26 protein-coding genes and 2 pseudogenes are annotated in these 26,323 nt (G+C 69.5%); 14 read left to right on the top strand and 14 right to left on the bottom strand.

Translation table 11 applies throughout. The annotated features are described in order from the left end of the window. Window positions 1-55: 55 nt before the first annotated feature. A complete protein-coding gene (locus ACWCPW_RS34565; protein WP_449765521.1) occupies window positions 56-388 on the top strand; it encodes a hypothetical protein in 333 nt (110 codons plus the stop codon). 576 nt (window positions 389-964) lie between these two features. On the opposite strand, the gene ACWCPW_RS34560 is transcribed toward ACWCPW_RS34565, so the two are convergent. The 3 genes from ACWCPW_RS34560 to ACWCPW_RS34550 all read right to left on the bottom strand — a co-directional run bounded on the left by ACWCPW_RS34560 (window position 965) and on the right by ACWCPW_RS34550 (window position 3,635). Next, window positions 965-2,143 carry a methyltransferase domain-containing protein gene (locus tag ACWCPW_RS34560; protein ID WP_449765520.1) on the bottom strand — a complete coding sequence of 393 codons (1,179 nt, stop codon included), beginning with the start codon at window positions 2,141-2,143 and terminating at the stop codon, window positions 965-967. Window positions 2,144-2,565: 422 nt separating this feature from the next. Beyond that, window positions 2,566-2,763, bottom strand: coding sequence for a DUF397 domain-containing protein (locus ACWCPW_RS34555; protein ID WP_449765519.1), 198 nt, complete (start codon window positions 2,761-2,763; stop codon window positions 2,566-2,568). A 14-nt stretch (window positions 2,764-2,777) separates the two neighbouring features. Further along, window positions 2,778-3,635, bottom strand: a complete 858-nt coding sequence (locus ACWCPW_RS34550; RefSeq protein WP_449765518.1) for a helix-turn-helix domain-containing protein — start codon at window positions 3,633-3,635, stop codon at window positions 2,778-2,780. A 268-nt stretch (window positions 3,636-3,903) separates the two neighbouring features. Here ACWCPW_RS34550 and ACWCPW_RS34545 point away from each other — a divergent pair, with 268 nt between their 5' ends. From ACWCPW_RS34545 to ACWCPW_RS34525, 5 genes are all read left to right on the top strand, one after another. Beyond that, window positions 3,904-4,368, top strand: coding sequence for an ATP-binding protein (locus ACWCPW_RS34545; protein WP_449765517.1), 465 nt, complete (start codon window positions 3,904-3,906; stop codon window positions 4,366-4,368). Window positions 4,369-4,654: 286 nt separating this feature from the next. Beyond that, on the top strand, window positions 4,655-5,530 hold the full coding sequence (locus tag ACWCPW_RS34540) for a hypothetical protein (RefSeq protein ID WP_449765516.1): 876 nt from the start codon (window positions 4,655-4,657) through the stop codon (window positions 5,528-5,530). Next, window positions 5,527-6,033, top strand: a complete 507-nt coding sequence (locus tag ACWCPW_RS34535) for a hypothetical protein (protein ID WP_449765515.1) — start codon at window positions 5,527-5,529, stop codon at window positions 6,031-6,033. Before ACWCPW_RS34540 ends, ACWCPW_RS34535 begins: the two co-directional genes overlap by 4 nt. Next, window positions 6,030-7,010 carry a radical SAM protein gene (locus tag ACWCPW_RS34530; RefSeq protein WP_449765514.1) on the top strand — a complete coding sequence of 327 codons (981 nt, stop codon included), beginning with the start codon at window positions 6,030-6,032 and terminating at the stop codon, window positions 7,008-7,010. Before ACWCPW_RS34535 ends, ACWCPW_RS34530 begins: the two co-directional genes overlap by 4 nt. After that, window positions 7,007-8,158 carry a protein-L-isoaspartate O-methyltransferase family protein gene (locus tag ACWCPW_RS34525; protein ID WP_449765513.1) on the top strand — a complete coding sequence of 384 codons (1,152 nt, stop codon included), beginning with the start codon at window positions 7,007-7,009 and terminating at the stop codon, window positions 8,156-8,158. The genes ACWCPW_RS34530 and ACWCPW_RS34525 overlap by 4 nt, the downstream gene beginning before the upstream one ends. A 555-nt stretch (window positions 8,159-8,713) precedes the next feature. Here the strand turns inward: ACWCPW_RS34525 and ACWCPW_RS34520 are convergent. Both ACWCPW_RS34520 and ACWCPW_RS34515 read right to left on the bottom strand, forming a co-directional pair. Continuing rightward, window positions 8,714-9,286 (bottom strand): GNAT family N-acetyltransferase, encoded by a 573-nt coding sequence (locus tag ACWCPW_RS34520; RefSeq protein ID WP_449765512.1) that lies wholly within the window; start codon window positions 9,284-9,286, stop codon window positions 8,714-8,716. 529 nt (window positions 9,287-9,815) lie between these two features. Next, window positions 9,816-10,172, bottom strand: coding sequence for a MerR family transcriptional regulator (locus ACWCPW_RS34515; RefSeq protein ID WP_449765511.1), 357 nt, complete (start codon window positions 10,170-10,172; stop codon window positions 9,816-9,818). A gap of 427 nt (window positions 10,173-10,599) precedes the next feature. Between ACWCPW_RS34515 and ACWCPW_RS34510 the strand changes: the two genes are divergently transcribed. Further along, complete coding sequence (locus ACWCPW_RS34510) at window positions 10,600-11,505, top strand: NADP-dependent oxidoreductase (protein WP_449765584.1); 906 nt, start codon at window positions 10,600-10,602, stop codon at window positions 11,503-11,505. Window positions 11,506-11,572: 67 nt separating this feature from the next. Further along, window positions 11,573-11,824, top strand: a complete 252-nt coding sequence (locus tag ACWCPW_RS34505) for a hypothetical protein (RefSeq protein ID WP_449765510.1) — start codon at window positions 11,573-11,575, stop codon at window positions 11,822-11,824. Between the two features lie 249 nt (window positions 11,825-12,073). Here ACWCPW_RS34505 and ACWCPW_RS34500 read toward each other — a convergent pair whose 3' ends face one another. Further along, entirely contained in the window at window positions 12,074-12,226 is a 153-nt protein-coding gene (locus tag ACWCPW_RS34500; RefSeq protein WP_449765509.1) for a hypothetical protein, read from the bottom strand. 262 nt (window positions 12,227-12,488) lie between these two features. Here ACWCPW_RS34500 and ACWCPW_RS34495 point away from each other — a divergent pair. The 3 genes and pseudogenes from ACWCPW_RS34495 to ACWCPW_RS34485 all read left to right on the top strand — a co-directional run. Then, window positions 12,489-12,641 (top strand): annotated as a pseudogene (locus ACWCPW_RS34495) (GP88 family protein); the annotation flags it as partial. A 378-nt stretch (window positions 12,642-13,019) separates the two neighbouring features. Then, window positions 13,020-13,715 carry a DUF899 family protein gene (locus ACWCPW_RS34490; protein ID WP_449765508.1) on the top strand — a complete coding sequence of 232 codons (696 nt, stop codon included), beginning with the start codon at window positions 13,020-13,022 and terminating at the stop codon, window positions 13,713-13,715. Between the two features lie 94 nt (window positions 13,716-13,809). Continuing rightward, window positions 13,810-14,208 (top strand): annotated as a pseudogene (locus tag ACWCPW_RS34485) (alpha/beta hydrolase); the annotation flags it as partial. Between the two features lie 504 nt (window positions 14,209-14,712). Here ACWCPW_RS34485 and ACWCPW_RS34480 read toward each other — a convergent pair. Next, window positions 14,713-15,669, bottom strand: coding sequence for a CAP domain-containing protein (locus ACWCPW_RS34480; RefSeq protein WP_449765507.1), 957 nt, complete (start codon window positions 15,667-15,669; stop codon window positions 14,713-14,715). Between the two features lie 972 nt (window positions 15,670-16,641). After that, a complete protein-coding gene (locus ACWCPW_RS34475) occupies window positions 16,642-19,023 on the bottom strand; it encodes an ATP-binding protein (protein WP_449765506.1) in 2,382 nt (793 codons plus the stop codon). A 135-nt stretch (window positions 19,024-19,158) separates the two neighbouring features. Between ACWCPW_RS34475 and ACWCPW_RS34470 the strand changes: the two genes are divergently transcribed. Genes ACWCPW_RS34470 through ACWCPW_RS34460 form a run of 3 tightly spaced genes read left to right on the top strand, consistent with a single transcriptional unit; the run spans window position 19,159 to window position 20,173 of the window. Continuing rightward, window positions 19,159-19,299 carry a hypothetical protein gene (locus tag ACWCPW_RS34470; RefSeq protein WP_449765505.1) on the top strand — a complete coding sequence of 47 codons (141 nt, stop codon included), beginning with the start codon at window positions 19,159-19,161 and terminating at the stop codon, window positions 19,297-19,299. Next, complete coding sequence (locus tag ACWCPW_RS34465) at window positions 19,296-19,829, top strand: DUF6232 family protein (protein WP_449765504.1); 534 nt, start codon at window positions 19,296-19,298, stop codon at window positions 19,827-19,829. The genes ACWCPW_RS34470 and ACWCPW_RS34465 overlap by 4 nt, the downstream gene beginning before the upstream one ends. A 2-nt stretch (window positions 19,830-19,831) precedes the next feature. Continuing rightward, window positions 19,832-20,173: a hypothetical protein gene (locus ACWCPW_RS34460; protein ID WP_449765503.1), complete on the top strand. Its 342-nt coding sequence runs from the start codon at window positions 19,832-19,834 to the stop codon at window positions 20,171-20,173. Between the two features lie 264 nt (window positions 20,174-20,437). On the opposite strand, the gene ACWCPW_RS34455 is transcribed toward ACWCPW_RS34460, so the two are convergent. From ACWCPW_RS34455 to ACWCPW_RS34430, 6 genes are all read right to left on the bottom strand, one after another. Continuing rightward, a complete protein-coding gene (locus ACWCPW_RS34455; RefSeq protein ID WP_449765502.1) occupies window positions 20,438-20,653 on the bottom strand; it encodes a hypothetical protein in 216 nt (71 codons plus the stop codon). An 11-nt stretch (window positions 20,654-20,664) separates the two neighbouring features. Then, a complete protein-coding gene (locus tag ACWCPW_RS34450; protein WP_449765501.1) occupies window positions 20,665-21,117 on the bottom strand; it encodes a TetR/AcrR family transcriptional regulator in 453 nt (150 codons plus the stop codon). A 419-nt stretch (window positions 21,118-21,536) separates the two neighbouring features. Next, window positions 21,537-22,313 carry a glycosyltransferase family 2 protein gene (locus tag ACWCPW_RS34445; RefSeq protein ID WP_449765500.1) on the bottom strand — a complete coding sequence of 259 codons (777 nt, stop codon included), beginning with the start codon at window positions 22,311-22,313 and terminating at the stop codon, window positions 21,537-21,539. A gap of 47 nt (window positions 22,314-22,360) precedes the next feature. Further along, complete coding sequence (locus ACWCPW_RS34440) at window positions 22,361-23,980, bottom strand: multicopper oxidase family protein (RefSeq protein WP_449765499.1); 1,620 nt, start codon at window positions 23,978-23,980, stop codon at window positions 22,361-22,363. Continuing rightward, entirely contained in the window at window positions 23,977-24,339 is a 363-nt protein-coding gene (locus tag ACWCPW_RS34435) for a hypothetical protein (protein WP_402235663.1), read from the bottom strand. Before ACWCPW_RS34435 ends, ACWCPW_RS34440 begins: the two co-directional genes overlap by 4 nt. 565 nt (window positions 24,340-24,904) lie before the next feature. Further along, window positions 24,905-26,320 carry a trans-sulfuration enzyme family protein gene (locus ACWCPW_RS34430; RefSeq protein ID WP_449765498.1) on the bottom strand — a complete coding sequence of 472 codons (1,416 nt, stop codon included), beginning with the start codon at window positions 26,318-26,320 and terminating at the stop codon, window positions 24,905-24,907. Window positions 26,321-26,323: the final 3 nt, after the last annotated feature.

Below are 26,323 nucleotides of genomic sequence, written 5' to 3'. Positions count from 1 at the left end.
CGTCACCGTTACCGCCACGCTTCACCCGCCACGCGAGGACCGACGCGAACTCGAGGTGACGTTCGCCCCCCAACCGGGCTTCCACATCTACAGCGTCGACCTCCCGGGGGAGGGAATCGACGGTCTGGGCATCCCGACCCGCATCGGAGTCCGGGGCGACCTCGCCGCCGACGGCCCGCCTGCGACCGGGAGTTCGACCCGGCTCCTGCGGCTGACGGGTCTCACGACCGAACTCCCCGTCTACCCGGACGGTCCGGTCACGTTCACCCTGCCGGTGCGCCGAACGGGTAGCCACCGTGCCGAAGTGGTCGTCACCTACGGCGCGTGCAGTGCGAACGCGTGCCTGAAGCCGGAGGTGGACAAGGTGATCCCCCTCGACCTCCGCTGACGCGAACCGCCGTGCGCGGGGGCGCGTGGACTCGTGGCGCGAGGGTCGCAAGGGGAAGCCCCCCGCAACTCGTTCCTCGGAGCGCGCCGTCGCGGTCGAAGCTGCGGTTGCGCCACTCGGGGGCGAACGCATGATCTCCGCTGCGTTGATCATGCACTGAACCGATCACGAGTGGAGTCGCACCGCGTGGTGGACGAGGACGGCGGCGTTCACGACATGATCGCCACCACGACCGTACGCACAGGCGGCTGGCACCTGTTCGAGGTGTAGGAGCCCACCCGTAGCCGGCGCCTCGCAGACCGCGCCATAGCCCGCGAGTAGAGAGCGACCGCGCACAAGGGCGCACGAACAACGGTCCCCGGCTCCCACCATGCCGGCACGGAGCGGTCAGGCGGGGTCGAAACCCGGCGCAAACATCGCAGCAGAGGAATCCCCACGTTGGAGGCCGATCCCCGTGATCCGCTGCCATTCGAGGGCAAACGCGGTGTGAACTGCGATGGCAACTGCCCGCAAGAGTGACCGCAACTGGGCTCAAGACGTCCTGCAGGGCGACTCTAGGCCACTCCGCCCATCTGTTCAGTGGCGTAACGGTAGTTCCCGGTTGGGTGTCTCGTACCAGGGTCGTTGCTCCACCCGGCCGTCCTCGTCCACGGTGACGGTGAGGCCGAAGCGGTCCGTGTTCGGCTTCCCGGCGTCGTCCCACCGGTGGTAGGCGGCTTGGACCTCGGCCCACAGGTGGCGGGGCCCGGTCTCGCGCGCCTGGGGATCGTAACCGTCGCCGAACGCGGCTACGGCGATGGACGGGCCCCTGCCGGTGTCGGCGCCGTAGAGCCACAGGTTCGTACTCTCCGCGCCGTGGACGAGCCGTGGTACGCAGTGCGGGACGTGGAGTCCCATGACGAACTCGGCGGGATCGTACAGGGCTCCGGTGATGTCGGTGATGTCGATGTCCGGCTCGGACGTGCGCGCGGTCGCCGTCCAGTCGGGCGGGAAGGGCGACTGCGGGTAACGGGCACGCTGGGACCGGAGCTTCATGAATGCGAGTGGCGTGGTGAACGGCCCGGATGCCCGGCCGGGGTCGGTCACGGTCAGCACTGTGGTCCAGTCGTACGTGGAGTAGTCGGTGCCCCAAGGCATGACGATCACGCCGCCGGGGCGGGTTTGTTCGATCCACGCGGCCGGGGTGCGCCGTACCCCGGCGGTGACGTGTACGCGGTCGTAGGGCCCGTGTTCAGGGTGTCCGAGCGTGCCGTCGCCGGTGACGACGGTGACGTCCCGGTGTCCGGCACGGGCGAGGTTCTTGCGGGCTTGTTCGGCCAGGTCGGTGTCGAGTTCGATCGTGGTGACGCGGCAGCCGCGCGCGGCGAGGAGCGCCGCGGTGTATCCCGTACCGGTGCCCACCTCGAGGACGTTTTCGCCGCCGGTGATGTCGAGATCGCCGAGCATGCTCGCGACTGCGGACGGCATGGACGCGGACGACGAGGGGTTGTTCCCGGGCTCGTCGCCGGTGTGGTTGCCGTCGTCCCATTGGGTGACGAGCGCGTTGTTTCCATGCACGGCTTCGTCCCAGGTGTCCCGGCCGTGGCTGCCGGTCTCGGTGCGCTCGATGACGGTCGTGTACCGGGTGCCGTCCCACGCCCAGATGCGATCGGGTGCGAAGTCCGCGCGGTCGACTCCCTCGAAGGCATCTTTCCAACCGTCGGGAAGGGCGTCCACGTCGGCGAGGAACCGTGCGATGCCGGTGGGCGCGGTCACTTGTCGTCGCGATGCCGGCCGGGCCCGGGGGGTGTGTTGCCGTCGGGATGGTCGTTGGGACCGGTTGGCTTCGGGTCGGGCACGGGCTCTTGGAGCGGGGCGGGGCCCTTGCCTCGGTTTCCCATGTGCGCCTCCCTCGGTGACGGCGACCGAACCCCTCGGGCGCCGCACGGGTGTCCCTCCTTCGCAACGTACGGGCGACACGCACGAACGTCAATCACGATCAGCTCGCAATCCGCAACCCAAAGTCACCTGTTGCAACGGTTGGGGCCTCTTGGATCCTTGCCCTCCGAGTCGGATGCGAGTACTACCGTGAGGCGAAGGACGCCGCCCCCACTCACCGGGGGCGGCCTCCTTTCGCGTCCCGCACGGCCTTCGGATCTCGGTCGAATACACACGGGACCCCGGATGGCAACGGCGTGCTAGTTCGCCAGAGCCCTCACAGCCTGCTCGAACGCCTCGCTGGGGAACATGAGTACGGGACCGGTCCGCCGCTTGGTGTCACGAACGGCGACAGCACTCGGCAGCGGTCCAACCTCCACGCACTGCCCGGTGTTGCCGGTATAGGTGCTCGTGCGCCAGGTGGGTTCTATCGAGGTCGTCGCACCGATAAATTCCATTTGATCATCTTTCTCTAGAGGTATTTCCGGATCAAGTCAGCGCTTGCTCCGGGTTCCAGAGACACCCGTGTCAGTGTCTTGGACAATCGGTTCATCCGGCGTAGGTCCAGCCCTGACTTGAACACGGAGCCGCCGGAGACTGATTCGCTGAACCCGACGTCAGGCTCGGGTGGGCAGCGGTAGATGTTGAAGGCACCAGTTTGAGTTCCGTCTTCGCCGGCGTCGAACGGGATGATGCGGACGGTGACGTTCGGAAACTTCTTCGGTGCCTCGATCAGGCGCACGAGTTGGGCCCGGTGCACCTTCGCGCCCCCAACGCGGAAGCACAGCGCCGCCTCAGTCAGTACAACGCTGAGTTCCAGCGGCCGTTCGTGGGTGAAGACTCTTTTTTGACGACGCATCCGGACCTCGACCAGGGCGTCAACCTGACTGGGGCCCACCTCTCCGAAACCGACTGCCGTAACGGCCCTCGTGTAGCCCTCCGTCTGGAGCAACCCGGTGACGAGCACCGTTTGGTAGTCGAAGCAACTCGTGGCTGTGGACTCCGCGTCGAGTAGGCGTGCGTATCGCGTGTTGATGGCATCGCCGTAGTCCGACCACCACGGTTTCTCGGCGTCCCGGGCCTGGTCTGCGAGCGCTTCCAGTTCGTCGCGCTGGACGTCCGTAACGCGGTAGACCTCCATCAGCCTTTCGAAGTGCGCCACGCCCACTACGCGGGTGGCGGTCTCGTAGCGGCTGATCTGCGAGGCGTGGCAACCCACTTCCGCGCCCGCCTGTGCGGCCGTCAAGCCTCGTTTCTTACGAAGAGTGCGCAGGAGTAGACCTAGCTTCTTGGCGTTGGCGAGTGCGCCGTCGGCTGCCAGCTCGTCCACGGAGTCCCCCATCTCTTGAACACTCCTAGCGTGCCCATCACGGGGCCAGCTTGAGCGTACTTGGATGTTCGCTTGTGCCGGCAAGTTTTGGCAATGCCCGGCAATGCCTGGCATGCGCTTGACTGGAACCTTCGGCTGGAACCAACCTGAACCACGTGACGGAGCGCACATCTCCGCCTACGCAAGACCATCTCGATCGGCGCGGTAGGTCACCGTCCGCCGCTTTTCGACATGCCCTGAGCACCATTCAGCAAGGGGAGTTCCCGCCATGTCCACGCAGTTCGCACTGTCGAACCAACCTGCATCCTTGGTCAAACTGCCGATGTCGCGGCAAGCGCCGGGGCTGGCCCGTATACACATTCGCGGCGTGTGCCGCGCGGCCCGCATGGACGATGAGCAGATCAATGCCGCAGTGCTGGTGGTTTCCGAGTTGGTGAGCAACGCGGTCAGCCACGTAGGTTCGGGCATGGTGACAGTGGAGTGGATACGGCGTGACGATCTTCTGCTCATCGACGTCGGGGACGAAGCCCCGCACAAACCCCCGCTCGTTCACCTGATGACCGGCGATGATGACGAGCACGGACGTGGACTGCCGCTGGTCATGATGCTGACTCGGCAGTTCGTCGTGCTCCGGCGTGACGGGGTGTCGGGCGTCGCCCCGCAAAAGATCATTCGCGTCGCCTTCGATTGCCCGGAAACGGGGAACGATTGCTGCCTCGCGCAGGCGGCCTAGGCCGGCGAGTCGTGAGCCGGCGGCCGAAGCGACCGACGGTCTCAAGTCCCCCCGACTATGAGTCGGTCATCGAGTACTACCAAGGCGGTCGCGGCCTGATCCGGTGCGACCGCCGGTACCGCCCGCCCCCCGGGCGGTACCGGCCCGTTCCCGTGTCGCGCGTTCTTCTGAGGGGCGCGCGACACGACCCGGCCGCCGGGGATGAGCCCAAGCGTTCCCGGCGGCCATCCACCGGCCTCCCGGTCGGGATGTACGGCGGCACCGTGAAATCCGCGTCTGGAGTGTCATGACCGAGTTCGACCCGCCGGAGAAGTCCGGCCGAAGGAATGTCCGGGCGGCGAGGAGGTCCCCCCTGGCCACGACCCTCGCCCTGCTCCCCCGCCTGCGTGCATGGGCCGAGGGCGGCGCCTTGTCCGATGCGCGCGTGGCGCAGGTGTCGTCCGTGTTCGGTGAGGACTGGTTGGGCAACCTGGCACCGTTCGAGTGGAGCACCGCGACGCCCACCGTGATGGTGGGCGCGACCACCCTGAACCCGGGCGCCGAGGGGATCGGTCGCCTCGACGGGGCATTTCACCTCGCCCTCACGATCGCATCGATCAACGACGGCACGGCGCTCCTTGCTCGTTCGCGCGAACTCGCGTTGGAGCTCGCGGTTTTCGCCGATCAGCGCCGCGTCGGCCTCGCGTGTGCCGCCAGTCTGCCCGCCGACCACCCCGATCGGTCGTTGATTCCCCCGGGCAGCGTCGAGGCCGCCTTGGCCCTGCCCGCCGAAACGGTGGTGTGGTCGATGGGGCCCATGGACGTGCGTGTCGAGGAGTCGGGGCTCCCATGGCTGCTGGGATGCGGAATGACCCCTGCCTACGGGCCGTTCGGGGCGAACCTGGCCGATGTCGTCACTCTCCTCGGGCGCCACGCACTCACCTGCGACGCGCTGCGCGAGGCCGTGCGGCACTACAACAAGGGACTGACCGCCGTTGTCGGTGACGGCGCGCCGCACCTGACCGAGGGCAGGTTCGCAGTGCTGCTGGAGATGGCCGCGACCGGCCCGGTCGGCTCCGACGCCTGCGAGTCGGAGAGGTGGGCCGCCGTGCGACCGGACGGATTCGACGTGCTCGTCCGTCTGGGCCTGACGAACCTGCCTGCGCCCGGAGACCCGTCGTGAGCCACCCGAACGCCGTCGAACCCGACGTGCGGATCTCCAAGTATCCCAGGCACGGCAGGTGTCACGCCGGCGATGCCGAGCAGTACCACGTGTCGGTTCCGACCGGCCGCGGATCCGTGCACGGCCTCACCGAGGTGCTGAGCCTGAACCCGGCGGAAGCCGAGGCGGCCGTACTCGGCCTGCTGTGCGAGTTTCCGCTCGCCGCCGCCGGCCGGGTCACCGCCGAATACCTGGCCCAACTCCCCGACACACCGGACACGACGCCTCTCGACGCCGACGAACTGATCCAAGCCGCCATCCACGCGGTGAACGTCGCGGCCAGGCTCGTGCCGCCCGGGAGCAGTCGCCGCTTACGGGAGGCCATGGCCTCCACGCTCGGCATGCCCCCGGCTGCCGCCCCCCGCTCGCCGAAACCACTACGAACCGGTCCCCGAAGCGAGAGTCTGAACCCGGGGCATCGGTCATCGAACCAATCACCCTCGAAAGGCAGAACCGCACCATGACAACCGCTGTGGCACGCCCGACCCGCACGCACGAACACGAGCTCCGCTTCCTCTGGCTCGACATCACCCGCCAATGTCAGGCCGGCTGCGACCACTGCTACAACTGGTCCGGACCGGGCGGAACCTCGGGCGACATGACCCGCGAGGACTGGCTGAACGTCCTGGACCAGGCCGCCGACATGGGTGTGAAGCAGATCCAACTGATCGGCGGCGAACCGCTGCTCCACTCCGACCTGCCCGAACTGGTGGACCACGCCCTCGACCTGGGCCTGACGATCGAAGTCTTCAGCAACCTCATCCACGTCCGTAAACGGATGTGGCCCGTGCTCCGCCGGCCCGGCGTGACCCTGGCGACGAGTTTCTACAGCGACGACCCCGCCGAACACCGGGCGATCACCCACCACGGATCCCACGGAAAGATCGTCGACAACATCGCGAAGGCCCTCCGCTTCGCCATCCCCCTGCGCGTGGGCATCATCAAGACCCGCGACGACCAGCGCATCGCCCAGGCCGAGGCGATGCTGCGCGCCATGGGCGTCCACAGCATCGGCATCGACCGCCGACGTGCCATCGGCCGCGCCGCCGAAAGCGACACAAACGTCGCGGCCGAACTGTGCGGACACTGCACCCGGGGCCGAGCCGCGGTCCTGCCCGACGGAACCGTCGCAGGCTGCACCATGTCCGCCGGGCTCGGCAACGGCGGCAACGTACACACCTCGGCCCTCGCCACGATCGTCCACAGCGAGCCCTGGCAGGCGATCGCCTCACGCGTTCCGCCGCCGCGCGCGAATGCCTGCGCGCCCGAGACGTGCACGCCGAGGGAGGACTCCTGCCAACCCTCGCCCGGTATCGACCCGTTCGACGCCCCGGGCCGCGAAGCGTGCGTGCCCCAGTCGTGCACGCCCAACGAAGACTCCTGCCAACCCTCGCCCGGCATCGACCCGTTCGGTCCGTCGCGTCGAAAGAAGACCCCATGAACTGGCGACCCCACGCCGCGACACTGGCCGATCGGGTGACGCGCCCGTCCTCGCGCTGGCACGAGCCGATCGCCACCACACCCCGCCACGTGTTCGCGCCTCGCTGGTGGCAGTACGTCCCCGACCAGGGATGGACCCTGCGCGACGGTGCCGCACACCCCGACCTGTGGCCGCGCCTGTACGAGGACCGCACGTTCGTCACGCGCATCGGCTCCCTGCACGCCGACCACGCCGCCGAGGACGACCACCCCACCGGATTGCCCACGTCTTCGTCCACGCTGCCGACCCTGGTCGTGGCGATGTACCGCCACGCCCTGATCGATGACGACAACGACGTCCTGTGCGTGACCGGCACCGGCTACGGCACCGCCCTGCTCACCCGACGCCTGGGCGAGAGTCACGTCACGAGCATCGACGTGGATCCGCACCTGGTCGACGCAGCCCGGGGTCGACTCGCCTCTGCGGGAGCCGCCCCCACGATGCTCGTGTGCGACATCACCGGGCCCCTGCCCGGCCGCCACGACCGCATCGTGTCCACCGTCGGCCTCCCCGGCGTCCCCCCGAGTTGGCTCGCCAACCTCAAGGAGGGCGGCCGTCTGGTCACCAACCTGGCCGGGACAGGTCTGGTCGTCGCCGCCGACAAGACCCCCGACGGAGGGGCGAAGGGCCAAGTCCTCCCCGACCGCGCGGGCTTCATGGCGACGCGCACCGGAGACGACTACCCGCCCCCACCCGACACCGGCCCCGCCTGGACCGCCGACGCCGACGACGTCACCACCGGCCGATACCCCGTCGTCCGCGTCGACGAGTCCTGGGAACTGCGATCCGCCCTCGCACTCGCGGCCCCCGGCATCGCACACGGCTACGACGAGGACACCGACGGCGTACGCACCGCGATCATGGTCCACGAGGACGGCTCGTGGGCACGAGCCACCGGCCGGCGCGGCGAGGCCCCCACGGTCCACCAGGCCGGCCCACGACGACTGTGGGACGCCCTGGACGAGATCCGCCACCGCTGGCTCTCCGACGGAGGACTCCCGGAATACGGGGCCGGCGTGACCATCGACCCCGACGGCACCATGAACATCACTCGCGGTCAGTGGAGCACGACGATTCCACCGGCCCCACGGAACGCAACGGCCCTGTAGCCGGGTCCTGTTCGGGAAAGGGGAGGCGGCAACGTCGACGAGTCGCCGAACGACCACCTCGATCGTCCCGGCAACCACGTCGGCGACCGAAGGACACGTCGCCTCCCTTTTCCCTACCGACAGTTGGAGGACGCTCCCGTGCCACGCCCGCCCGTGTCATCGACGAGGAGCGGGTTGCGGCCTGCGTCGGCAACTCACCCCGAGCCGACGGCGACCCTCACCGAGCAAGCGGGCCGACTCGCCGAACCGACCACCACCCGGAAGATCGTTGAGAGCCTGACTCCCACTCCCACTCCCCCTGGGAGCGAACCGCCGCCCGAACCGACCGCCGATACTTACCAGCAAATCCCTGGCAGTGTTCAACGAGCACCCCGCGAAACCGATCCGCGCCCGCGAACTCCACAGGCTCCTCGGCCTGCCCACCGACGAGGCCACGGTGAACATCACCCGCTCCCGCCTCGGCCGTCGCGCCCGCCTCGTCCGTCTCTCCCGCCGAGACGTCCTCACCCAGCCGCGGACGCGGCGGCCTGTACCGGAGACGGATGTAACGGCCTCTCAGCGGGCTGGTATCGGCACGGTCGGCGGCCGCCACTCTCGCCTGATCAACCCGAACACCCACGTGTCGGATACCTCGCCGTTCACGATGCATTCTTCCCGCAGCGTCCCTTCCCGCACGAATCCGATCTTCTCCAGGACCCGGGCGGATGCCACGTTGCGCGTATCGGTCTCGGCCTGAACCCGATTCAGGTCCAGTGTGTCGAATGCCCACCGCAGCAAGGCATACGCGGCTTCCGTCGCGTAGCCGTGGCCCCACACGGCATCGTCTAGGCAGTACCCCAACGACGCGCTGCGGAAGTCCGGATCCCAGTCGGTCAGACCGCACCAGCCGACGAAGGCCCCGTCAGAAGCACGGTCGATGGCCACCCGCGCCCCGGCGCCTTCGTCCGCCATCTTCCGGCACATCGCGATGAAGCGGTCGGCGCGGGCCCGTTCGACCCACGGCGCGGAATCCCAGAAGCGCATCACGAGGGTGCTGCTGTGCAACGCGAAGAGGGGGTCCGCATCGGCGTCGGTGAAGGGTCGCAGTCGCAGGCGCGCGGTGTGCAGCAAGGGAGTGGCCAAAGTCATGCGCACCATCGTGCGTCCTCACCGGCCGGGCAGAACACCGAATATCCGACCTCGGCCCGTCCTCACGACCAAGGCACCACCCACCGGAAGTGGCCTCAACGCCCTCCCGGGGGCGAACCGTTCCCGGTTCACGGCCGGTGGGCCGGCTTCGACGGCGGGTCATAGTTCCACCGATCAGCCGACTTCCCGTCGCAAGGACGCGGCAGCCCGCGACGCAAGCTCCGCAGCTCGGCACGGTCTCGCTCCGGTATCGATGGCGTGGTCGATCCAGCCGCAGGCCGCCCGGACCGTTGCTATCCGCTCGTGGGCGTTGTCCGGTTGGAGAGGTTGCGGCTGACCGGTCCTGCGGTGTGCCGGCACCGTGGTCGGCCGCGGCCTGCCCCGCCCGCCGCTGCCCAACGTGTGTCCGGGGTAGCGGGGGCGACGAATGCTGGTTCGACGGCCTCCGGATACGCCTGGGGCTTCCCGTGGCCGGCCAGTGCCCGGTGGATGCCGGACAGGTCGGGGCCCACCCCTCGCGACGGGTTGATCAGTCCTGCGCCACGTTCGCCGCGGTCACATTCTCGATCACGCGGCCGAGTTTGATCTGGGCCCGGGTCAGGTTCTGGATGCGTGCGGCGATGCGGTCGCGTTCGATGATGAGCTGGTCGAGCATGGCGGGCGTCGCGACGCCGGTGCTCACGCACGGCAGGAGTTCGACGACGGTACGGCTGGAGAGGCCGGCCGCGAAGAGGTCCTGGATGAGCTGGACCCGCTCCAGGGCTTCGTCGGGATAGTCACGCTGTCCACCGGGCGTCCGCGTCGATTCCAGGAGCCGCTGTTCCTCGTAGTAGCGCAGGGCCCGCACGCTGACCCCCGACTGCCTGGCGAGCTGTCCGATGCGCATGACGCAGGTCACTCCCTTCCTGCTCGTACCTCACGTCGACGTCAGGTTCAGGCTAGCAATGCCGGCTCCGGCGGCAGCTCCGGGGGCCGAGCGAACCGTTTTCAGCGCCGAGATTGATCATGACTCGGTGGCGGCCCCGAGGGCGTTCACGCGGGTTCGCGTACGCACGGCCGTCCTCGCGTCGTGCCGGGATCGTCGAACCCGCCCGAGGGCGCATGGGTGTCGACCGTGACGGGCGGCGTGATCCCTCGTAGTGGCGCAGGCCCCCATGCCCACCCCCGCCCGCTCGGCAACCTCACCCATCCGCGCCCGCCCTCCTCCGGCCGGGCGGCAGTTGCGGCTTGCACCTCACGTCAACGTCAGGTTCTAGAGTGACGAGCGTCGGATGAACACGTCATTCCGGCCCGTCGAACTAAGGCAGATCACTATGCGCGCAGCCCGGTTCCACACATACGGCGGAGCGGAGAACCTGGTGATCGAGCAGGCCCCCGACCCCCACCCCGGACCCGGTGAGATCCGTGTCCGCGTCGCGGCGGCCGGCGTCAATCCCATCGACTGGAAGCTGCGCGCCGGCGCCCTGCACCTGCTGATTCCCCTGGAGCTGCCCGCCATTCCCGGGCGCGACGGCGCCGGTGTGGTCGACGAGATCGGCGACGGGGTGCGGGGGGTGAGCATCGGCGACCGGGTCTTCGGGCTGGGCGGTGTCACCGGGGCGACCGCGGAGCTGCTCGTCCTCTCGGCTTGGGCGCACACCCCCGATACGTGGAACGGCGAGCAGGCCGCGGGCGCCGGTCTCGCGTCCGTGACCGCGATGGGTGGACTGAACGCGCTCGGCTCCCTCGCGGGGCGCACCCTTCTCGTCGAGGGCGCCGCCGGAGGCGTGGGCAGCGCGGCGGTCGAGATCGCGGTGGCGCGAGGTGCCACCGTGATCGGGACAGCCGGCGAACGCAACCACGAGTTCCTCACCGCGCTCGGCGCCGTTCCCACCACCTACGGCCCCGGCCTCGCCCAGCGCCTCACCACCCTCGCTCCGCACGGCGTCGACATCGTGCTCGACACCGCGGCCTCCGGCTCCCTGGACGACCTCGTCGCGATCACAGGCGACCCGAAGCGCGTCGCGACGGTCGCCGACCACGCGGGCGGGCAGCGCCTGGGCACGTATGTGGTCAACGCGGCGAACGATTCCACTCTCCTGTCCGCGGCGGCGGAACTGGGCGGGCAAGGCCGCTACACACCCCGTATCGAACAGGCCTACCCCCTGGAGCGGATCGCCGAGGCCCACGCGCACGCCGAGCGCGGACGCACCCGAGGAAAGATCGTGATCTGCATCTGAACAGGCCGATCCGTATCCGAATGGGCCCACGAGGTGGGTAACTCGCAAATACGGTGAAGTGCCGTGCATGTGCACGCGCGACGACGCCCTGACGAAGTCCGACAAAGAGATCGTGGAAATCCTTGAGACGTATGACCTGACCGGGACCGTCCGGTCGGCGGCGACCTTGGCGAGACACCACCCGAAGACGGTCGAGCGGTACGTCGAAGCCCGTGCCGGCGGGCGCAATCCCCAGGAACGAGAGCCGCGGCTGAAGATGATCGACACGTTCCTGGAGCGGCCGTGGGTTCCCGAGCCGGGCCGCCGGCGATCGCCGTGACCGGTGCTGTGGTTGCGCGAATCGGCGCCGGTCGGTGCGTTGTCGGTGCTGCGGGATGTGCGGTGCCGTTGCGCATCGTCCCATTGCCGGAACCGGGCAGCCTTCGTGGCTCTGCATTGCCGACCGGGCTGAACAGCCCTGACCACCCCGAGCGTTCCCCTCGATGGTCACGACGCGTGTTCGACGTCGCGCCGCGTTGGAGCGTGGCGTCCCATTTTTCGCAGGGGCCCTGTGGGACCGCGTCGTCGGTCAGGCGGGGTCCAATCGGTCCGGAAGGGCGAAGAGCGGGAACAGCCGCCGGGTGTCGCGGAAGAGGTTGATCCCGGTGATCCGGGTGCCGGATGTTTCCAGGCCCGGTTGTCGGTGCCGGTGTGTCGGTGTCGTCGAGGGCGGCGACCGCACGCGCCCACGCTTCGACGAAGGGTGCGTACATGCAGGTCATCACCCCTGTATGCCCCTTCCGTGCCCCTTCCGTGCCCCTTCCGTGCACCCTCGGAACAAGGCCTGCGTTCGGCGTCGCCGGACCCTCACGGTCACAGGACGCCGCTCACAGCGCAACGACACGAACCGAAGCACCCACCCCCATCCGCCACGGACGTGGCGCCGTCCGGAACGGCCGACGTGAGGGTTCACCCGGCACGACTCGGACGTCGCCCCGCCCCGGAACCGGACACTCCCCGCCTGGGCGGGCCGTCTCCCGGACGGCCGCACCTACAACACCTGCCCGTCCGCGGGGATCTGCGCGCAACCCGCCCGCGCCGGGATGTACCGGGTCCCTGTCATCCTGACGGCCCACGCGCGCAACCTCATGCTCGTCCCCCATTCCAGGGTGAGCCCTGCCCTCGCGGCGTCGAGATCCCGGAGCAGGTGCGGTGCGACACCGGTGTGGCAGGGCAGTTGGCCGGCGTCGGGGACGGCATCGGTCCGGGTAGGAGGCCTGGCTCCGGTACGGCGGCCGCCGGCCCACGACGGGCTTTGACAGAGACGGCCCGTGACGTTACGGAGCGTCAGTTCCGCATCACCGTGACGGGCCTGACCCCGCCGCGCCGCGCCGCGCTGGGAGAACGACGGTTGCTCCCTGCCGCACCGGGACTTCACGGGCGCGGGGCGCTCCGACGGGGGGTCACCGATGAGTTTCGACCGGGCGCGGAGTCGTTACCGGGAGAGAGACAACCGACCACCGCCTGGAGGCACCATGTCCACCAATGGCAACGCGTTGCCACCCGTCGTCGACGCTTCCACCTGGGAGAAGAGCCTGGCCGCTCTGCGCGTGCGGGAGAAGGCCGCCACCCGCGAGCTCGACGCCATCGCGGCCCAGCGCCGTCGGCTGCCGATGGTGGAGATGCCCGACTACGTGCTGGAGGGCGAGGCGGGCCCCGTCCGGCTCGCCGAAGTCTTCGGGGATCATCCCCAACTGATCGTCTACAACCACATGTGGCACGAGGGCGCCGAGTGGCAATGCCAAGGCTGCACCGGCTTCACCTCCCAGTTCACCCGGCTCGCCGCCCTGGAGAAGTTCGCCGCCCGGTTCGTGATAGTCACCCAGGGCCCCATCGGCGAGGCCCTCGCCTACAAGCGCAAGGTCGGAAACACGATGACGTGGTACTCGACCGCGAACAGCACGTTCGGCAGCGATGTCGGCGCCCCGCCGAACGGCGGGTTCGCGGTCAACGTGTTCCTGCGCCACGGCGACACGGTCTACCGCACCTGGCACACCGACGGCCGCGGCACCGAGCAACTGAGCCACCTGTTCGGCCTGGTCGATCTCCTGCCCTACGGCCGCCAAGAGGACTGGCAGGACCTCCCCGAGGGCTGGCCCCGGTCGCCGGCCTACAGCCGTTGGGCGTCGTCGCAGGAGATCGCGGCAGCGTACGGCGAGGGCGATCGCTGAGGCAGCCGGGAGCAGTCCCGGTGGCGCCCCGGTGGTCTGACACCAGGCGGACGCCGCCGCGTCCGCCGGCTTCTCGGACCAGGCGCACTTCCTCATCGACGCCGATGTCCCGGTCGACGGCGAGTCGTTCGTGTCCTCCCGGTGGGAGGGGCCGACCGGGTCGGGCCGCGATCGCCGCGAACGGGGGCGTGTGGGTGCCGCCGAACGCGGGTGACTTCGACGGCCAGGGCCTCACCGACGACCGGATCGCGCGGTTCGTCGACGGCGCCACCCCGCACCGGGCGCCTCACCGACGGAGCCGGCCGTGCTGACCCGTCCCCTGGACGAGTTTCCGACGACGTACGTCAAGTGCCTGCTCGACGGCGCGGATCCGAGCCACGAGGTGGCCGGGTTGCTCGCCGGTGAGCAGTGGGAGTTGGTCAGGATGGACACAGGCCACTGGCCGATGTTCTCCCGGCCGGACGAACCGGCGAGGATTCCGCTCGACGCTGTGTGGGAGCCGCGCGGGTCCGGGCCCTCGCCGGTGACCGGGCTTCCCCGCGAGTGGGAGGACGAGTTGTTCCGCACGGACCCGGCGGCCGAGCGGTTGACGGTCGGTGCCGGCTGCCGCGTAGGGATTCCCCCGACCCTCCCGCGTCCGGGCCCTGGTCACGTGGACCGCACACGGGACTTCGCGGCGGCCGGCCTGGGCCATGCCTCCCCTGATCGACCGCGCACCGTCCACTGGGGAACCGGCTGACCACAACGCACCGCACCCGAAGCGACGGTCCGCTGCGACGTGTTGGGGTCGCGGTGAACAAGCGCCCCGGCCGGGCCGTGCCGTGGCAGACGTGGCACTTCTGCGGCTCCCGGCCCGAGGTCCGGGAGCGGCGTGCGGGCGGGGGTGGGGCGCCGGGGAGGTGCGGCGAGCCGTGGTGCGCGCCGTGGGCGATCCGCATCCGCCGGCCGGTGTTGCGGATATTGGGAACCGGCCGGCGGTACTGGCGGGCCGGTGCTGTCAGCGGGCCGTGCCGAAGTTCTGCGTCCAGTAGGAGTTCGGGCCCGCGAGGCCGACGCCGATCTCCTTGAAGGCGCAGTTGAGGATGTTCTGCCTGTGTCCGGGGCTGTTCATCCAGCCGGTCATGACCTGCTGGGCCGTGCTGTAGCCGTAGGCAATGTTTTCGCCGTAGGTCTTCCACGTGTAGCCGGCGCGGGTGATGCGCTCGCCCGCGTCGGAGCCGTCGGAGCCGGTGTGCGACATGTTGGCGTGGGCGGCCATGTCCTGGCTGTGCTGCAGGGCGGCGGCCGTCAGTTTCGCGTTGACGGTGAGTGCCGAACATCCTGCCTTGGCGCGCTCCTGATTGACGAGGCTCACCACCTCGGCGACGGGGCCCGAGGACGGAACGGCCGGGGTGGTCGGCTTCTGCGTGTCGGCCGGCGCGGTCGGCTTCGTCGGGGCGGGGGGCGCGGTCGGCTCCGTCGAGGTGGGGGGTGTGGTGGTCGGCTCCGTCGAGGTGGGGGGCGTGCTTGCCGCGGTGGTCGGCTTGTCGACCGGGTTCGTCGGCCGGGTCGGGTCAGGCTGTGTCGATGCCGCCGCGATGGGGGGTGTGCTTGCCGCGGTGGTCGGCTTGCCGACCGGGTTCGTCGGCCGGGTCGGGTCAGCCTGTGTCGGCGCCGTCGAGGTGGGGGCCTTGGCCTTCCCGGTGGGCTTGCGCTTGTGCGGAGTGTGAGTGGTCTTCGCGGTCGGCTGGGTTCCCCCGGTCGGATCGGCCGCACTGTTCGTCGCACTGTCCGTCCGGCTGGGGACCGGTGTGCCGGGGAGGGGCTGACTGAAGAACGGGTGCGTGCTCTGGTTGCCGACGTTCCTCGTCGCGCCCGCGGCGTTCTTCGTCGCGCCCGGGCCCTGGGAGGCTATGCAGGCCATGGCGGCGGTGGGTACGCCGATGATGCCCAGGGTGGCGGCGGCTATGGCCATCTTCTTTTTGTATTGCGTTCTACGGTGCTTCCGCATGCGTGACCTCACTTGGTTTCGGCGTAGCGTCCTGTTACCGGGGCCGTCGGACGCCGGCGGGCCGCCATTGTTGGAAGTCCGCGAACGGGCTCGCAAGTACCGGCGCCCGTGTGCGGTGCGGAGCCGGACGGCAGACTTGACTCGAGGCGGACAGTCATGCCTGTGGCGTGGTCACCGGGTGGTGCGAAATTGGTGATCGGCGATCGGAAACGCCTATGGCCATCGAAAATGACACATGGGATCCCGTTCACCGGGATGCTCAATTCGACCGAGAAGCGGATTGGTCGTCTCCAGTCGGACAAAGCACGATAAGTAGGCGAGGTTCGGAAGGCGTAACGCTTCCGTGGCCACTCGCGCGCCCGTGACGCATGTCACTGTTTCAGCAGTGGTCGGACCGTGCCGTGGGCGTCGTGCGCCGCATTCCGGGGGACGGCGACACTCCGTGGCGGCGGAACATGGCCGCCACCGTCGACGACCTGATCGCCCAGCTCGAACGCGGCCGCCTTCCCTTCCCCCGCTGTCCGGCGCAACACCGCGGCCTGATCCTCGCCGACACCGAGGCCGCACCCGACGAGGCCCCGACCTGGTCGCCGACGAAACAGCCGGCCGCCCAGCCGACCCCGCCGACCGCGCCGACCACCAGCGGAACGCCTGCCCCGGTCGGAGCCGGACCCGAGGCCGAGTTCCGGCTCACGCGGGCGGTGGTTGGCGAGGGTGTCAGGCATCGCGTCGTCGAAGCGGCACAGGACGTCGACGCGACCAGTGGCGTCTCAGCAAGCTCAGGCGTAGCGCTCGCCCGGCCGGTCGACGCCGGCCGGGGCGGTGACAGGCGAGGGGATGGCATCGCGTCTGCCGGCGGGCCGCCCCACCTGACTCATCGGCAGGCCAGGCAACACCGGGCGCGGCATCGCCGCGGCCCGACGCGGGAACCCGCCGTCATCCCACCGTCTCGGTCGAGGCGAGCGCGAAATCCAAGGCTTCCTGCTTCGTCCGGAGGGCGCCCGCACGGTAGGCCGCGGTGAACCTGGGCTCGCCGAGAACGTCGCTGATCAGCGCGTTGTGGCGGGCGCTGTCCGCCGTCAGCCGATGCATACCGAACAAGCCCACGGCTCCGGCCGGTCGGATTGCCTCCGCAGCGCCGACGAGGTGCGCGGCCGTCTCCGGGTCACCGAGTTGTGCGACTGCCCATCCCAACCCCTCCACCGCCGCAGCGGCCCCGACCCAGTCGTTGAAGCGGCGTTTGGTCTGTACGCACTGCCGCATCGGCAGCACCGCGGCGGCCGGATTGCCGGTCTCCAGGTGGGTCAATCCCATGATCCAGCGCACATAGGACAGATGCCATTGTTCGCCCATGTCCTCCGCCATCGGGATCACGTCCGCGTACCGGCGCCAGGCTGCGTCGAGCTCTCCCCTGTAGGTATGGGTCAAAGCAAGTTGTGCGAGGGACAATTGCCGGCAGAACAAGTCCGCAGCCGCCTCGCTCGCCGCCAATGCCGCGCGGGACTCGGAGACGGCCGCGTCGAGTTCGTCGCTGAACAGGTGAATGAGGCCGCGAACCATCTTCGCGCGGCCTTCGATGCCCCGGAGATCCGAGCGCCGGGCGTACGCCTCGGCCGCGTCGCAATGGCGGGCCGCTGCGGACAGGTCACCTTGCACCAACGCGACGAAGCCGCACGCCCAGACCGCGTACGCACGGTGCGGGCCGGGGGTCGGATTCTGCGCGAGCGCCGCTTCGAGTGCCCGGCGTCCCTCGTTCAGGTGCCCGCAGGCGATCCAGTACAGCCACAGGGACGCGGCGGTGCGCATACGGTCGGCGGCCCCGGCCCCGGACTGGGCCGACAGGGCCATGCGCACGTGGTGGTGCTCCTTGCGGATACGTGCGAAGGCGGCCACCTGTGCCGGGCCGTACCACTGCTTCTCCGCGTCCTCCGCCAGCCGCCGGCACCAGGTCAGGTGGCGGAGCCGTGCTGCCGCGGCGTGCTCGCCGTCCAGCAGGGTGAGACCGTAGGCCCTGATGGTCTCCGGCATCTGGAAGCGTGTGACCTCGCCGTCCGAGACCGGGACCAGCAGGGACTTGTCGACGATCCCGGAGACGGCCGCCAGCGGCTGGGGAACGGCGACGAGTTCCTCGACCAGTTCGAGGGGCATGGTCCCGACGGCCAGGGATGCCCGAGCCCACGCTCCGCGTTCGTTGTCGGTGCACAGATCGCGGCTCCAGTCGAGCAGCGCGCGCATCGTGCGATGCCGGGGGTGCGCGGTCGGATCGACCATCGACGCGAGCGTGAACGTCTCGTCCAGTCGCGCCAGGAGTTGGCCGACTGTGAGGACACGCAGCCATCGTGCCGCGAGTTCGATGGCCAGCGGCAGTCCGTCCAGGCGACGACACAGGGTGGTGACGACGGCCACGTTGTCATCGGTCAGCCGGAACCCCGGCTGGACCGCCGTGGCACGGTCGGCGAACAGCCGTAACGCGTCGTACCGTTGCGCTTCGTGCGCGCTGGGCGCGGGGCCGTCCACGGGTAGTACCAGGGGCGCAACCGCGAACACGTGCTCCCCACCCACCGCGAGCGCCTGTCGGCTCGTCGTCAGGATCGTCACGCCGGGCGCGGCCCGCAGCAACGTCTGTGCGAGCGCGGCACATGCCGCGTGCAGGTGCTCGCAGTTGTCGAGGACCAACAGCAGGTTCATTGGGGCGAGTTCGGTGACCAGCGCGGTAGCCGCGTCGCGCGCCGGATCGTCCCCCAGGGCAAGTGCGGAGGCCACGACTTCGGCGAGGACGCCGGGATCGCTCAGGTCGGCCAGCTCCACGACGCGCACGCCGTCGCGGTACGCACCGGCCGCCTGGCGCGCGATCCGCATGGCGAGCCGGGTCTTGCCGACGCCGCCCGCGCCGGTCAGTGTCACCAGCCGGGCCTGCTGCAAGAGGGTCAGGGCCGTCTCCAGTTCGGGCTCGCGCCCGATGAAGCTGGTCGTTTCGGCGGCGAGCCAACCGGGCGTGCTTCCGTCCTCCCCGCCGGACACCCGACTCGGTTCCTCAGGACGATCCGTCGCGGCGTGGGCATCCTCCCACTGCGTCTTCCAAGCGCTCTCGTCACCTCCGCAGGCACGGACGTAGGCCAGGGCAACGTCGAGGCTGGGAAGGCGCATCCCGGTTGCCGCCTGCGAAAGCGTGCTGGCGCCGAAGTGCGCCCGGCGCGCCATCTGCGCGTATGTCAGACCCGCCTCGGCACGCAGGTCGCGCAGCCCCTGAGCGAACGCCTCGGTCGGGCCGGCGTTCGCGTCGACGTGCCTTTCGGGACGGCCCCGCTTGGCCGACATGCACTCCCCCCGCAAGCAATTGTTCATTTGACCATCGATTGATTATCGCGCGCTCGCGGGGTGGGGAACATCCGCTCCGCGTGGCAGCCTCGGCCTGGCTGGAGAGTTCACCACCACATGTCCGAGGAGGCGCGCGTGAACGAAGAACCGCGCATCGAGTCCGCTGACGTCTACGAGCCCCCGCTGCCGCGTGAGGTCGACACCTTCGCCGACCTTGCCCGCGACACCATCCACGGGATCCCGGAGGACTCGTCGGGCGCGAAGGCGGCGCGATGACGGACGCGTACAGACCGGTCCAGGTACGGATCGAAGCAGGTGCTTTATGGGTCGGCGGTGACGCGTACCCCCTGCGCAACATCTCCCACGTGGGTCAGCGCAGCCTGCCTCCCGTGCGGAGGAATGGCAGCGCAGCCCGCGATGCGCTCACGTCAAAGATAAAGATGGTCGCGATCGTCGGTGGCATCCTCACCGTCGTCACGGTGGGCGTCGCTCTCGTTCCCACAGCCGTCATCCTCGTACTGCTGCACCGGCGCAGGGCCAACCTGCGGGATCTGCCGGACCTCCCGGCATTGCACGGGTTGATCATCAACACCGCCGGAACCCAGCGGGACGCCGTCTGGAGCACCGCGAGGCATGAGATCGACTACCTCGTCCAGGAGATCACCACGGCGATCGGCAAACCCGACGGGAGGCGGCTGACCTATGTCGTACAGCATGCCGTCGCCGGCGACTACATCCAGCAGTCGGGCGCGAACAGCGTCGGCAAGGCCAATCATTTCGGTTCCGGCAATATTTCGGCAGGTTGATGATGAGCAACGAACAGATTCGGCAATACGGGGCGGGAAGCATCGGCAAGGCGGCCCACTGGGGTTCGGGTGACATCGTGGCGGGAGGCAAGACGGTCGGCGCGGCCGATACCAAATCCGAGCTCGACAAACTGCTCGCGGCGATCGACGCACTGCGTCAACACTTGGACGACGCGCGTCGCGCGGAACTCGACGAAGCAGTCCTGGAGATCCGGCCGGACAGGACCGGAGCGGAGCTGAATGCCCCACTCACGCGGATCGCCGGCATCGCCGCCCTCCTCGGGGGCGTCGGAGGCCCCGTGATCAGCGCCGTCCAGGCACTCCTCGCCACCTTTTCCAGCTGAGGACGGTCGGGGACTGGACACGGAGCATCAGCCACCGCGCCAGCCGCCGTGAGGTGGGTGAGGACGAGGTGGCTGCCGCCGGGCAACGGTGCGCACAGGGCGTGGGCGAGGTGGTGTGCGGTGTGGTCGTCGTCCACGTCCTGCGGGAGTGGCCCCGGCAGGAGCGCCGGTGGGGGTGTCGGTGTCGAGGGCGGCACGCACGAGTGGGTGCCGCCCTCAGGGCGCGGGGTGGTGCGGGTCGGCGCGGTACTCGGGGAACGGCTGCTATCCGGGGGACATGACCTCGTAGAGGTTTCCGGCGTCGTCGGTGAAGTACGGGCCACGAGGGCACAACGGGTGGTCGATCCGACCGTTGTCGGGCTCGCTGGGATCGTTGCCATAGGGCACCCCGGCGGCGCGAAGCCGGGCAAGGATCCCGTCGAAGGACGACGGGTCCACGTCGAAGGCCAGGTGATGGCCGACCGGATTCTCGACGGACATGAAGTCCAGTGTCAGGGAATCGTTGATCCGCACGGGTGCGAAATGCCGGTCCGCACCTTGATGGTCCAGTCCCATGACGGAGGCGAAGAAGCGCGCCGCCGCCTCGTTTCCGAGCCGCCGGAACGGCCGGTTCGTCCCCGCCCGCCTGTCGCATGGAGCGCACCGACCACCGCGCCGATCCGGTCCAAGTGGGCGTGCAGCGCCGCGGCGGCTTCGGTCAACCGGTGGACGAGCGGCTGTTCCATGGGCACCAAAGCGAGTTCGGCGAGGGCGTGGGCCGGGCTGAGTGCCTCGCTCACGCACGCGTCCAGGAGTTCCTCCTTGTCCGCGAAGACGCGGAAGATGGTGCCTTCCCCGATGCCTGCGGCCCGGGCGACCTGGCGGGTGGTCACCGCGCTGCCGTGCTCGATCACGAGAGGAAGCGCGGCACGAACGATCATCTCCCGGCGGCTGTCGGGATCCATCGCCGGTGCTCTTCGCCGACCGGAGGTTGTCGCCATGGCGCAAGGATCGGAGTGAGCACTCACTCCGGTCAAGACGTCCGAGGCACACGGCGTGAACGGGCGCTGGTGAACGGCACTCTCGCCTCCCCGTCGGCCCCGCCGGGCACCGACGCGGCGGCATACACTTCGCTTTCCTCGGCGGGTCGGCCGATCGGCGGATGCGGGTATGCCGGCTGCCTGCCGAAGACGGTTGTCGATCCGATTGCCCGGTGGGGGCGGAGCCGAATCCTCATCCCGGCCCCGCGCCGGCTTCGTCGGTGACGGCGGCCTCGGCGGTGAGGACGCGGCCGCGTGCGAAGGCCGCGGCGCCGGGATCTCGGTTACCCGGGCCCCGCCGGCAGGCCTTCCACGTCGTCGTGATCGTCCCCGCCGGGAAATTCTCACGCCGTTGTGGTTCGGCGTGTGGCGCGGATGGCCTGGATTCTGCTGTGATGGTACGCGTTCGCGATCGCGCGTCGACGGTCGTACTCGGGGCCGCGTACGGTCTGTTCCGCATGGCGACGGTATCCATACACCGGTCCCCCGCCGAGGTAGTAGCCGGGGTGCCGTTCACTCGCTGCCAACACCAGTGCGGTGTCCTCGCTCGTCGGCACCGCCGGCCAACCGCCGACGTCCCACAACACCGACGTCCGCCACAGCACCGCACACCCGTGAAAGGGCAGGAACCCCAGCCGCAGGAACGCGTCGTACACCACCCCACGCTCCTGAACCCCTTCCTCCAGATGATGGGGAAAGGCGACGCGTCGGCCGTCGTCGTGAAAGTCGACGGTGAGCCCGGCGCACCACGGCGCGTCGCTCACCACGACCGCCGCGAGGAGCCGGTCCAAGCCGCCCGGCAGCCACTCGTCGTCGGCGTCCAACACCGCCGTCCACGCCGTGCGCACATGGGACAGCGCCACCGAACGCGCTGTCGAGGGCCCCGCCGCCCGGCCCGCCGGAACCAGCCGCACACCGGGCACGATCGCACGGCACTCCCGTTCGACGAACTCGATCACGTCCGGCGGAACGACGTCCCCGTCCCAACAGACGATCCAATCCACCGCCGCGCCCTGGTTGCCCAGCGACACCGCCGCCGCGGGCAGATACGACAACGCCTCGCGATGCAGGGCCGTGACCACGGAAACCCGTCCGCCGCCCCGCACTGCCTCCTCCGACACCTGCGTCCTCCACTCGATCCGAATACGTCCACAGGGCGCACGAATGGCTACGTGACGCGGAAGTTGGCCATCATGGCCATGTCCTCGTGTTCGAGGTTGTGGCAGTGCATCATGTACCGGCCCTTGAACCCGTCGAAGCGGGCGAGGACTTCGACGGTCTCGTAGGGGCGCGCATCCACCGTGTCCTTCCAGCCCGCGTCCGTGGCGGCGGGTGCGCCGGCACCGCGACCGACGACCGCGAAGTGGGCCAGGTGCAGGTGGACCGGGTGGTGGAAGTCGCTGGACAGGCGCCACAACTCGACGGTGCCCAGCGCCGGGTCGGCGAGGTGCTCGTCGGGGTCGAACACACGGCCGTTGATCGTCCACATCCGTGCGCCTGCGCGTTTGGTCTGTCGGAAGTCGAACGTGCGGGTCCGCACCGCGTCACCTCGTGTCGGCAGCCTCGGCTCCGAAAGCCGTTCGGGGATCCGGGACTCGTCACGGGCCCGGCGTACCACCCGGAACCGCATCACCTCGCGGGTACCGGCGGTCTCGCCGAGCGTGTTGCGCACCGTCACCTCGGTGCCGACGGGGTAGCGACCGAAGTCGACGACCAGGTCGAATCGCTCCGCCGGGGAGATCGGCACCCGGTCGTGCCCCATCGGCCGCTCCAGCAGGCCGCCGTCGCTGCCGACCTGCACGAACGCCGGGCTCCCGTCCGGTGGTTCGGGGTGCAACCGCAGCCCGTACCGGCGGGCGTTGGACGCGTTGAGCACGCGCAGCCGGTATCTGGCCGCCTCGACCTCCAGCACCGGCCACGGCGCCCCGTTGACCAGGACGACATCGCCCAGGACCCCCTCCATGAAGTCGTCCTCGACACCGGGTCTGCCGATCAGGGTGGGGTCCAACGCCGGGTAGCGAAACTCCCCGCCGGCCTCGAACGCGCGGTCGCAGATCATCAGCGGGACGTCGCGCTCGCCGGACGGCAGCGGCAGCGCCTCGTCCTCCGCATCCGTGACCAGGAAGAAGCCCGCCAGGCCCCGCCACACCTGCGGCCCGGAGAAGTCCATCCGATGGTCGTGGTACCACAGCGTCGCCGCCCGCTGGGCGAGCGGATAGACGTAGTCCTTGGTGTGGGCGTGTGTCGTCCACTGGTTCGGGCGCACCACCATCGCCCCGTGCCCGCCGTGCCCGCCGTGCCCGCCGTGGCCGCCGTTCTGCGTTGCCTGGTGGACGGCGTTCACGGCCGGGCTGTACCCACCCTTGGAAATCACCAGATCGGTGGGGTACCCGTCGGACTCGGGCGGGGTCACGCCGCCGTGCAGGTGCGTGGACGTCGGCACCACCAACTCGTTCCGCACCCGTACCACCGCCTCGTGTCCCGACCGCACCCGAAACGTCGGGCCGGGAAACGTCCCGTCGTAGCCCCACACCGTGGTCCGCGTCCCCGGCAGGATCTCCGCCTCGGCCGCCCGCTGCACCACCTCGAACCGTGACGCCCCCGACGCGTCCACCACCGGAACCGCCTGCGCGGGAATCGGCAACGGCACGGTGAACGGTTTGGGCAACCGCGCCCGGCTGCGCAACAACTCCCCGCTCGTCGTGGTCGTCGAACAACCGACCGCCGCGGACAGGGCCACGCCCCCGCTCAACCCCAGGAATCCCCGACGCGACAAGTATCGGCTCATATCGTCGGCTCCCGATGCCGACGAAACCCGAACGACCAGGTCAGATTCCAGGCTGCGACACCCACGAGGGCCGTCCCGAGCGGGATGTGCAGGGCCAGATTGCGCGCGCCGCCCGCGCCGATCTGCGTGACGACCAGGACGAACAGCACGGGCGGATAGGCGAGGTACCAGACAGGGCCACGCCCGAACCACCACAGCAGCACGGCCGCGACCATCTGCACCATGGGAAACAAGACCAGCGACCCGCCCACGGCCCCGTGGACCCGGAGCAGATCCACATCACCGGTCACGAACCGGCCCGCCACAATCGCCTGCGTCAAAGTCCCGACCGCGAACAGGACGCCCAGTACGCGCACCACGACGACGGGCCACGTCCTCGGTCTGACATCCGATCGACGCGAACTCGCCCGTCCCCGGCCACGTTTACCTCTCAGTGCGGAGAACCGCGCTTCGTATCGATCCGGTGGTACATGCATCGCGATCTCCTCGTTCCGGCGCAACCGGATCGCATGGGTGAGGGGATGTCGCCCGCCCCGGAGGGATGGTCGGGAAGGCGACATCCTTCGAAAAGACGCCGGGACGGTGGGCATGAAGGACCTCGAACCACCGTGGAAACGGGGTGGTTTCGTGGGTCGACCCACTCGGTTGCGGAGCGATTCGAACTGAGATCAGTTTGTTCGACGGCTCGTGTGATGCCCTCATGAGCAAGGACGAAGTGCGCCGGCACCGGACGGAGTAGATCGGCTGCGCCGACCACAACCGAGGTGGTACACGCACCACGTGCGCTCACAACTCCGACCGTACGAACACCCCGAGGCCGTCTCGGGATGGGTACGTTCTCCTCGCCGGCCCAACGGGCCCGGCTCGCGGAGAGCGCGAGCGGCGCCCGAGCGGGGGCGTCTGTCTACGAGCCTTGTGTCCGCGTCAACGCGTACGGGTTACGGTGATGGCCGTGGTGAGGTCGTCCCACAGGTCTTCGACGTGTTCGCAACCGACACTGAGGCGAAGCAGGCCGAGCGGGACGTGTTCCTGGCCGGGGAGTTTGGCGCGTCGCTCGATCGTGCTCTCGACGCCGCCGAGACTGGTGGCCGAAGTGACGACGCGCACCGCGGCACAGACGGCGTCGGCGTGCGCTGCGTCGACGAGTTCGAAGGCGAGGACCGCCCCGAAGCCGGTCGTCTGCGCGGTTGTCCGAGCGTGCCCTGGATCGCCGGGCAGGCCGGGGTAGCGAACGCGGGTCACCGCCGGGTGCTCGGCCAGGCGGCGGGCGAGGACGCCGGCGTTGCACTCGCCTCGCTCGAGGCGAATCGCCAGGGTTCGGATGCCGCGCAGCGCCAGAAAGGTTTCCAGTCCCCCGGGAGTGGCGCCCGCCAGTGCCCGTCGATGACGCAGGTGCTCGGCCGTAGGGGCCGCCGCCGCGACGGCGAGACCCATGAGCAGGTCGGAGTGTCCGCCGACGAATTTCGTGGCACTGTGCACGACGATGTGCGCACCCAGAGACAGGGGTTGTTGGCGAAGAGGCGTGGCGAACGTGTTGTCGACGACAACGATGCCGCCGGCCGCGCGGCCGGCGGCACACAGTGTGGGGAGATCCGCGACCTCCAGGAGGGGGTTGGTCGGGGATTCGAGCCACAGCAGATCGGCCGGCGTATCGCCCGCCAATGCCGCCAGGGCCGCCTCGGTGTTGGTGACGTCGACCCTTTCGACGTCCCAACGTCCGCTGTCCACGCCGTCGGCCAGAAGAGCGCCCACGCCGAGGTAGCAGTCGGTCGGCGCGATCACCCTTGACCCGGCCGGTAGAAGGTCCAGCACCGCGGCGGCGGCGGCCATCCCGGAGGAGAACGCGACGGCCGACCCCCCTTCGAGGTCGCCGACCACCGACTCCAACGCCTCCCAGCCCGGGGTGGCGTCGTCGCGGGCGTATGCGCGGGCGCCGTCTACGGCTGCGTGATCCGCGCTGTGGAAGTTGGACGCCATGACGATCGGAACGTTCAACGGTCGCCCGCCGCCCGCAGGGCGCCCTCCGGTGATCACCCGGGTCTGCATCCGGGTCGTATCCCGCACGCCGGGCACGTCTTCCTTGATCGACAAGGTTCCTCCCACGGTAGAATCGACTTCGATACAGTGCACTATATTGCTCTGAAAGTGCAAGATTGAGAGGGGAAGGGCGTCGCCATCAAGGAGCGCGGCCCTTCGGGAACGCCGGTCCGGCCCAGCCGATCGCCGCATGCCGAGAACCGGCTGCGGACGCCGTACGCCGCAGACATCACACGCCGGTTCGGCACGCGACCCGCCGCCGTCGGCCGAAACGAACGCGTCGTCTACGCCGACCCGCCCCATGGG

The sequence above is a fragment of the Embleya sp. NPDC001921 genome, assembly GCF_053594475.1.
The sequence above is the reverse complement of the archived record's forward strand: the minus strand, read 5'-3'. Positions and strand labels throughout refer to the sequence as shown.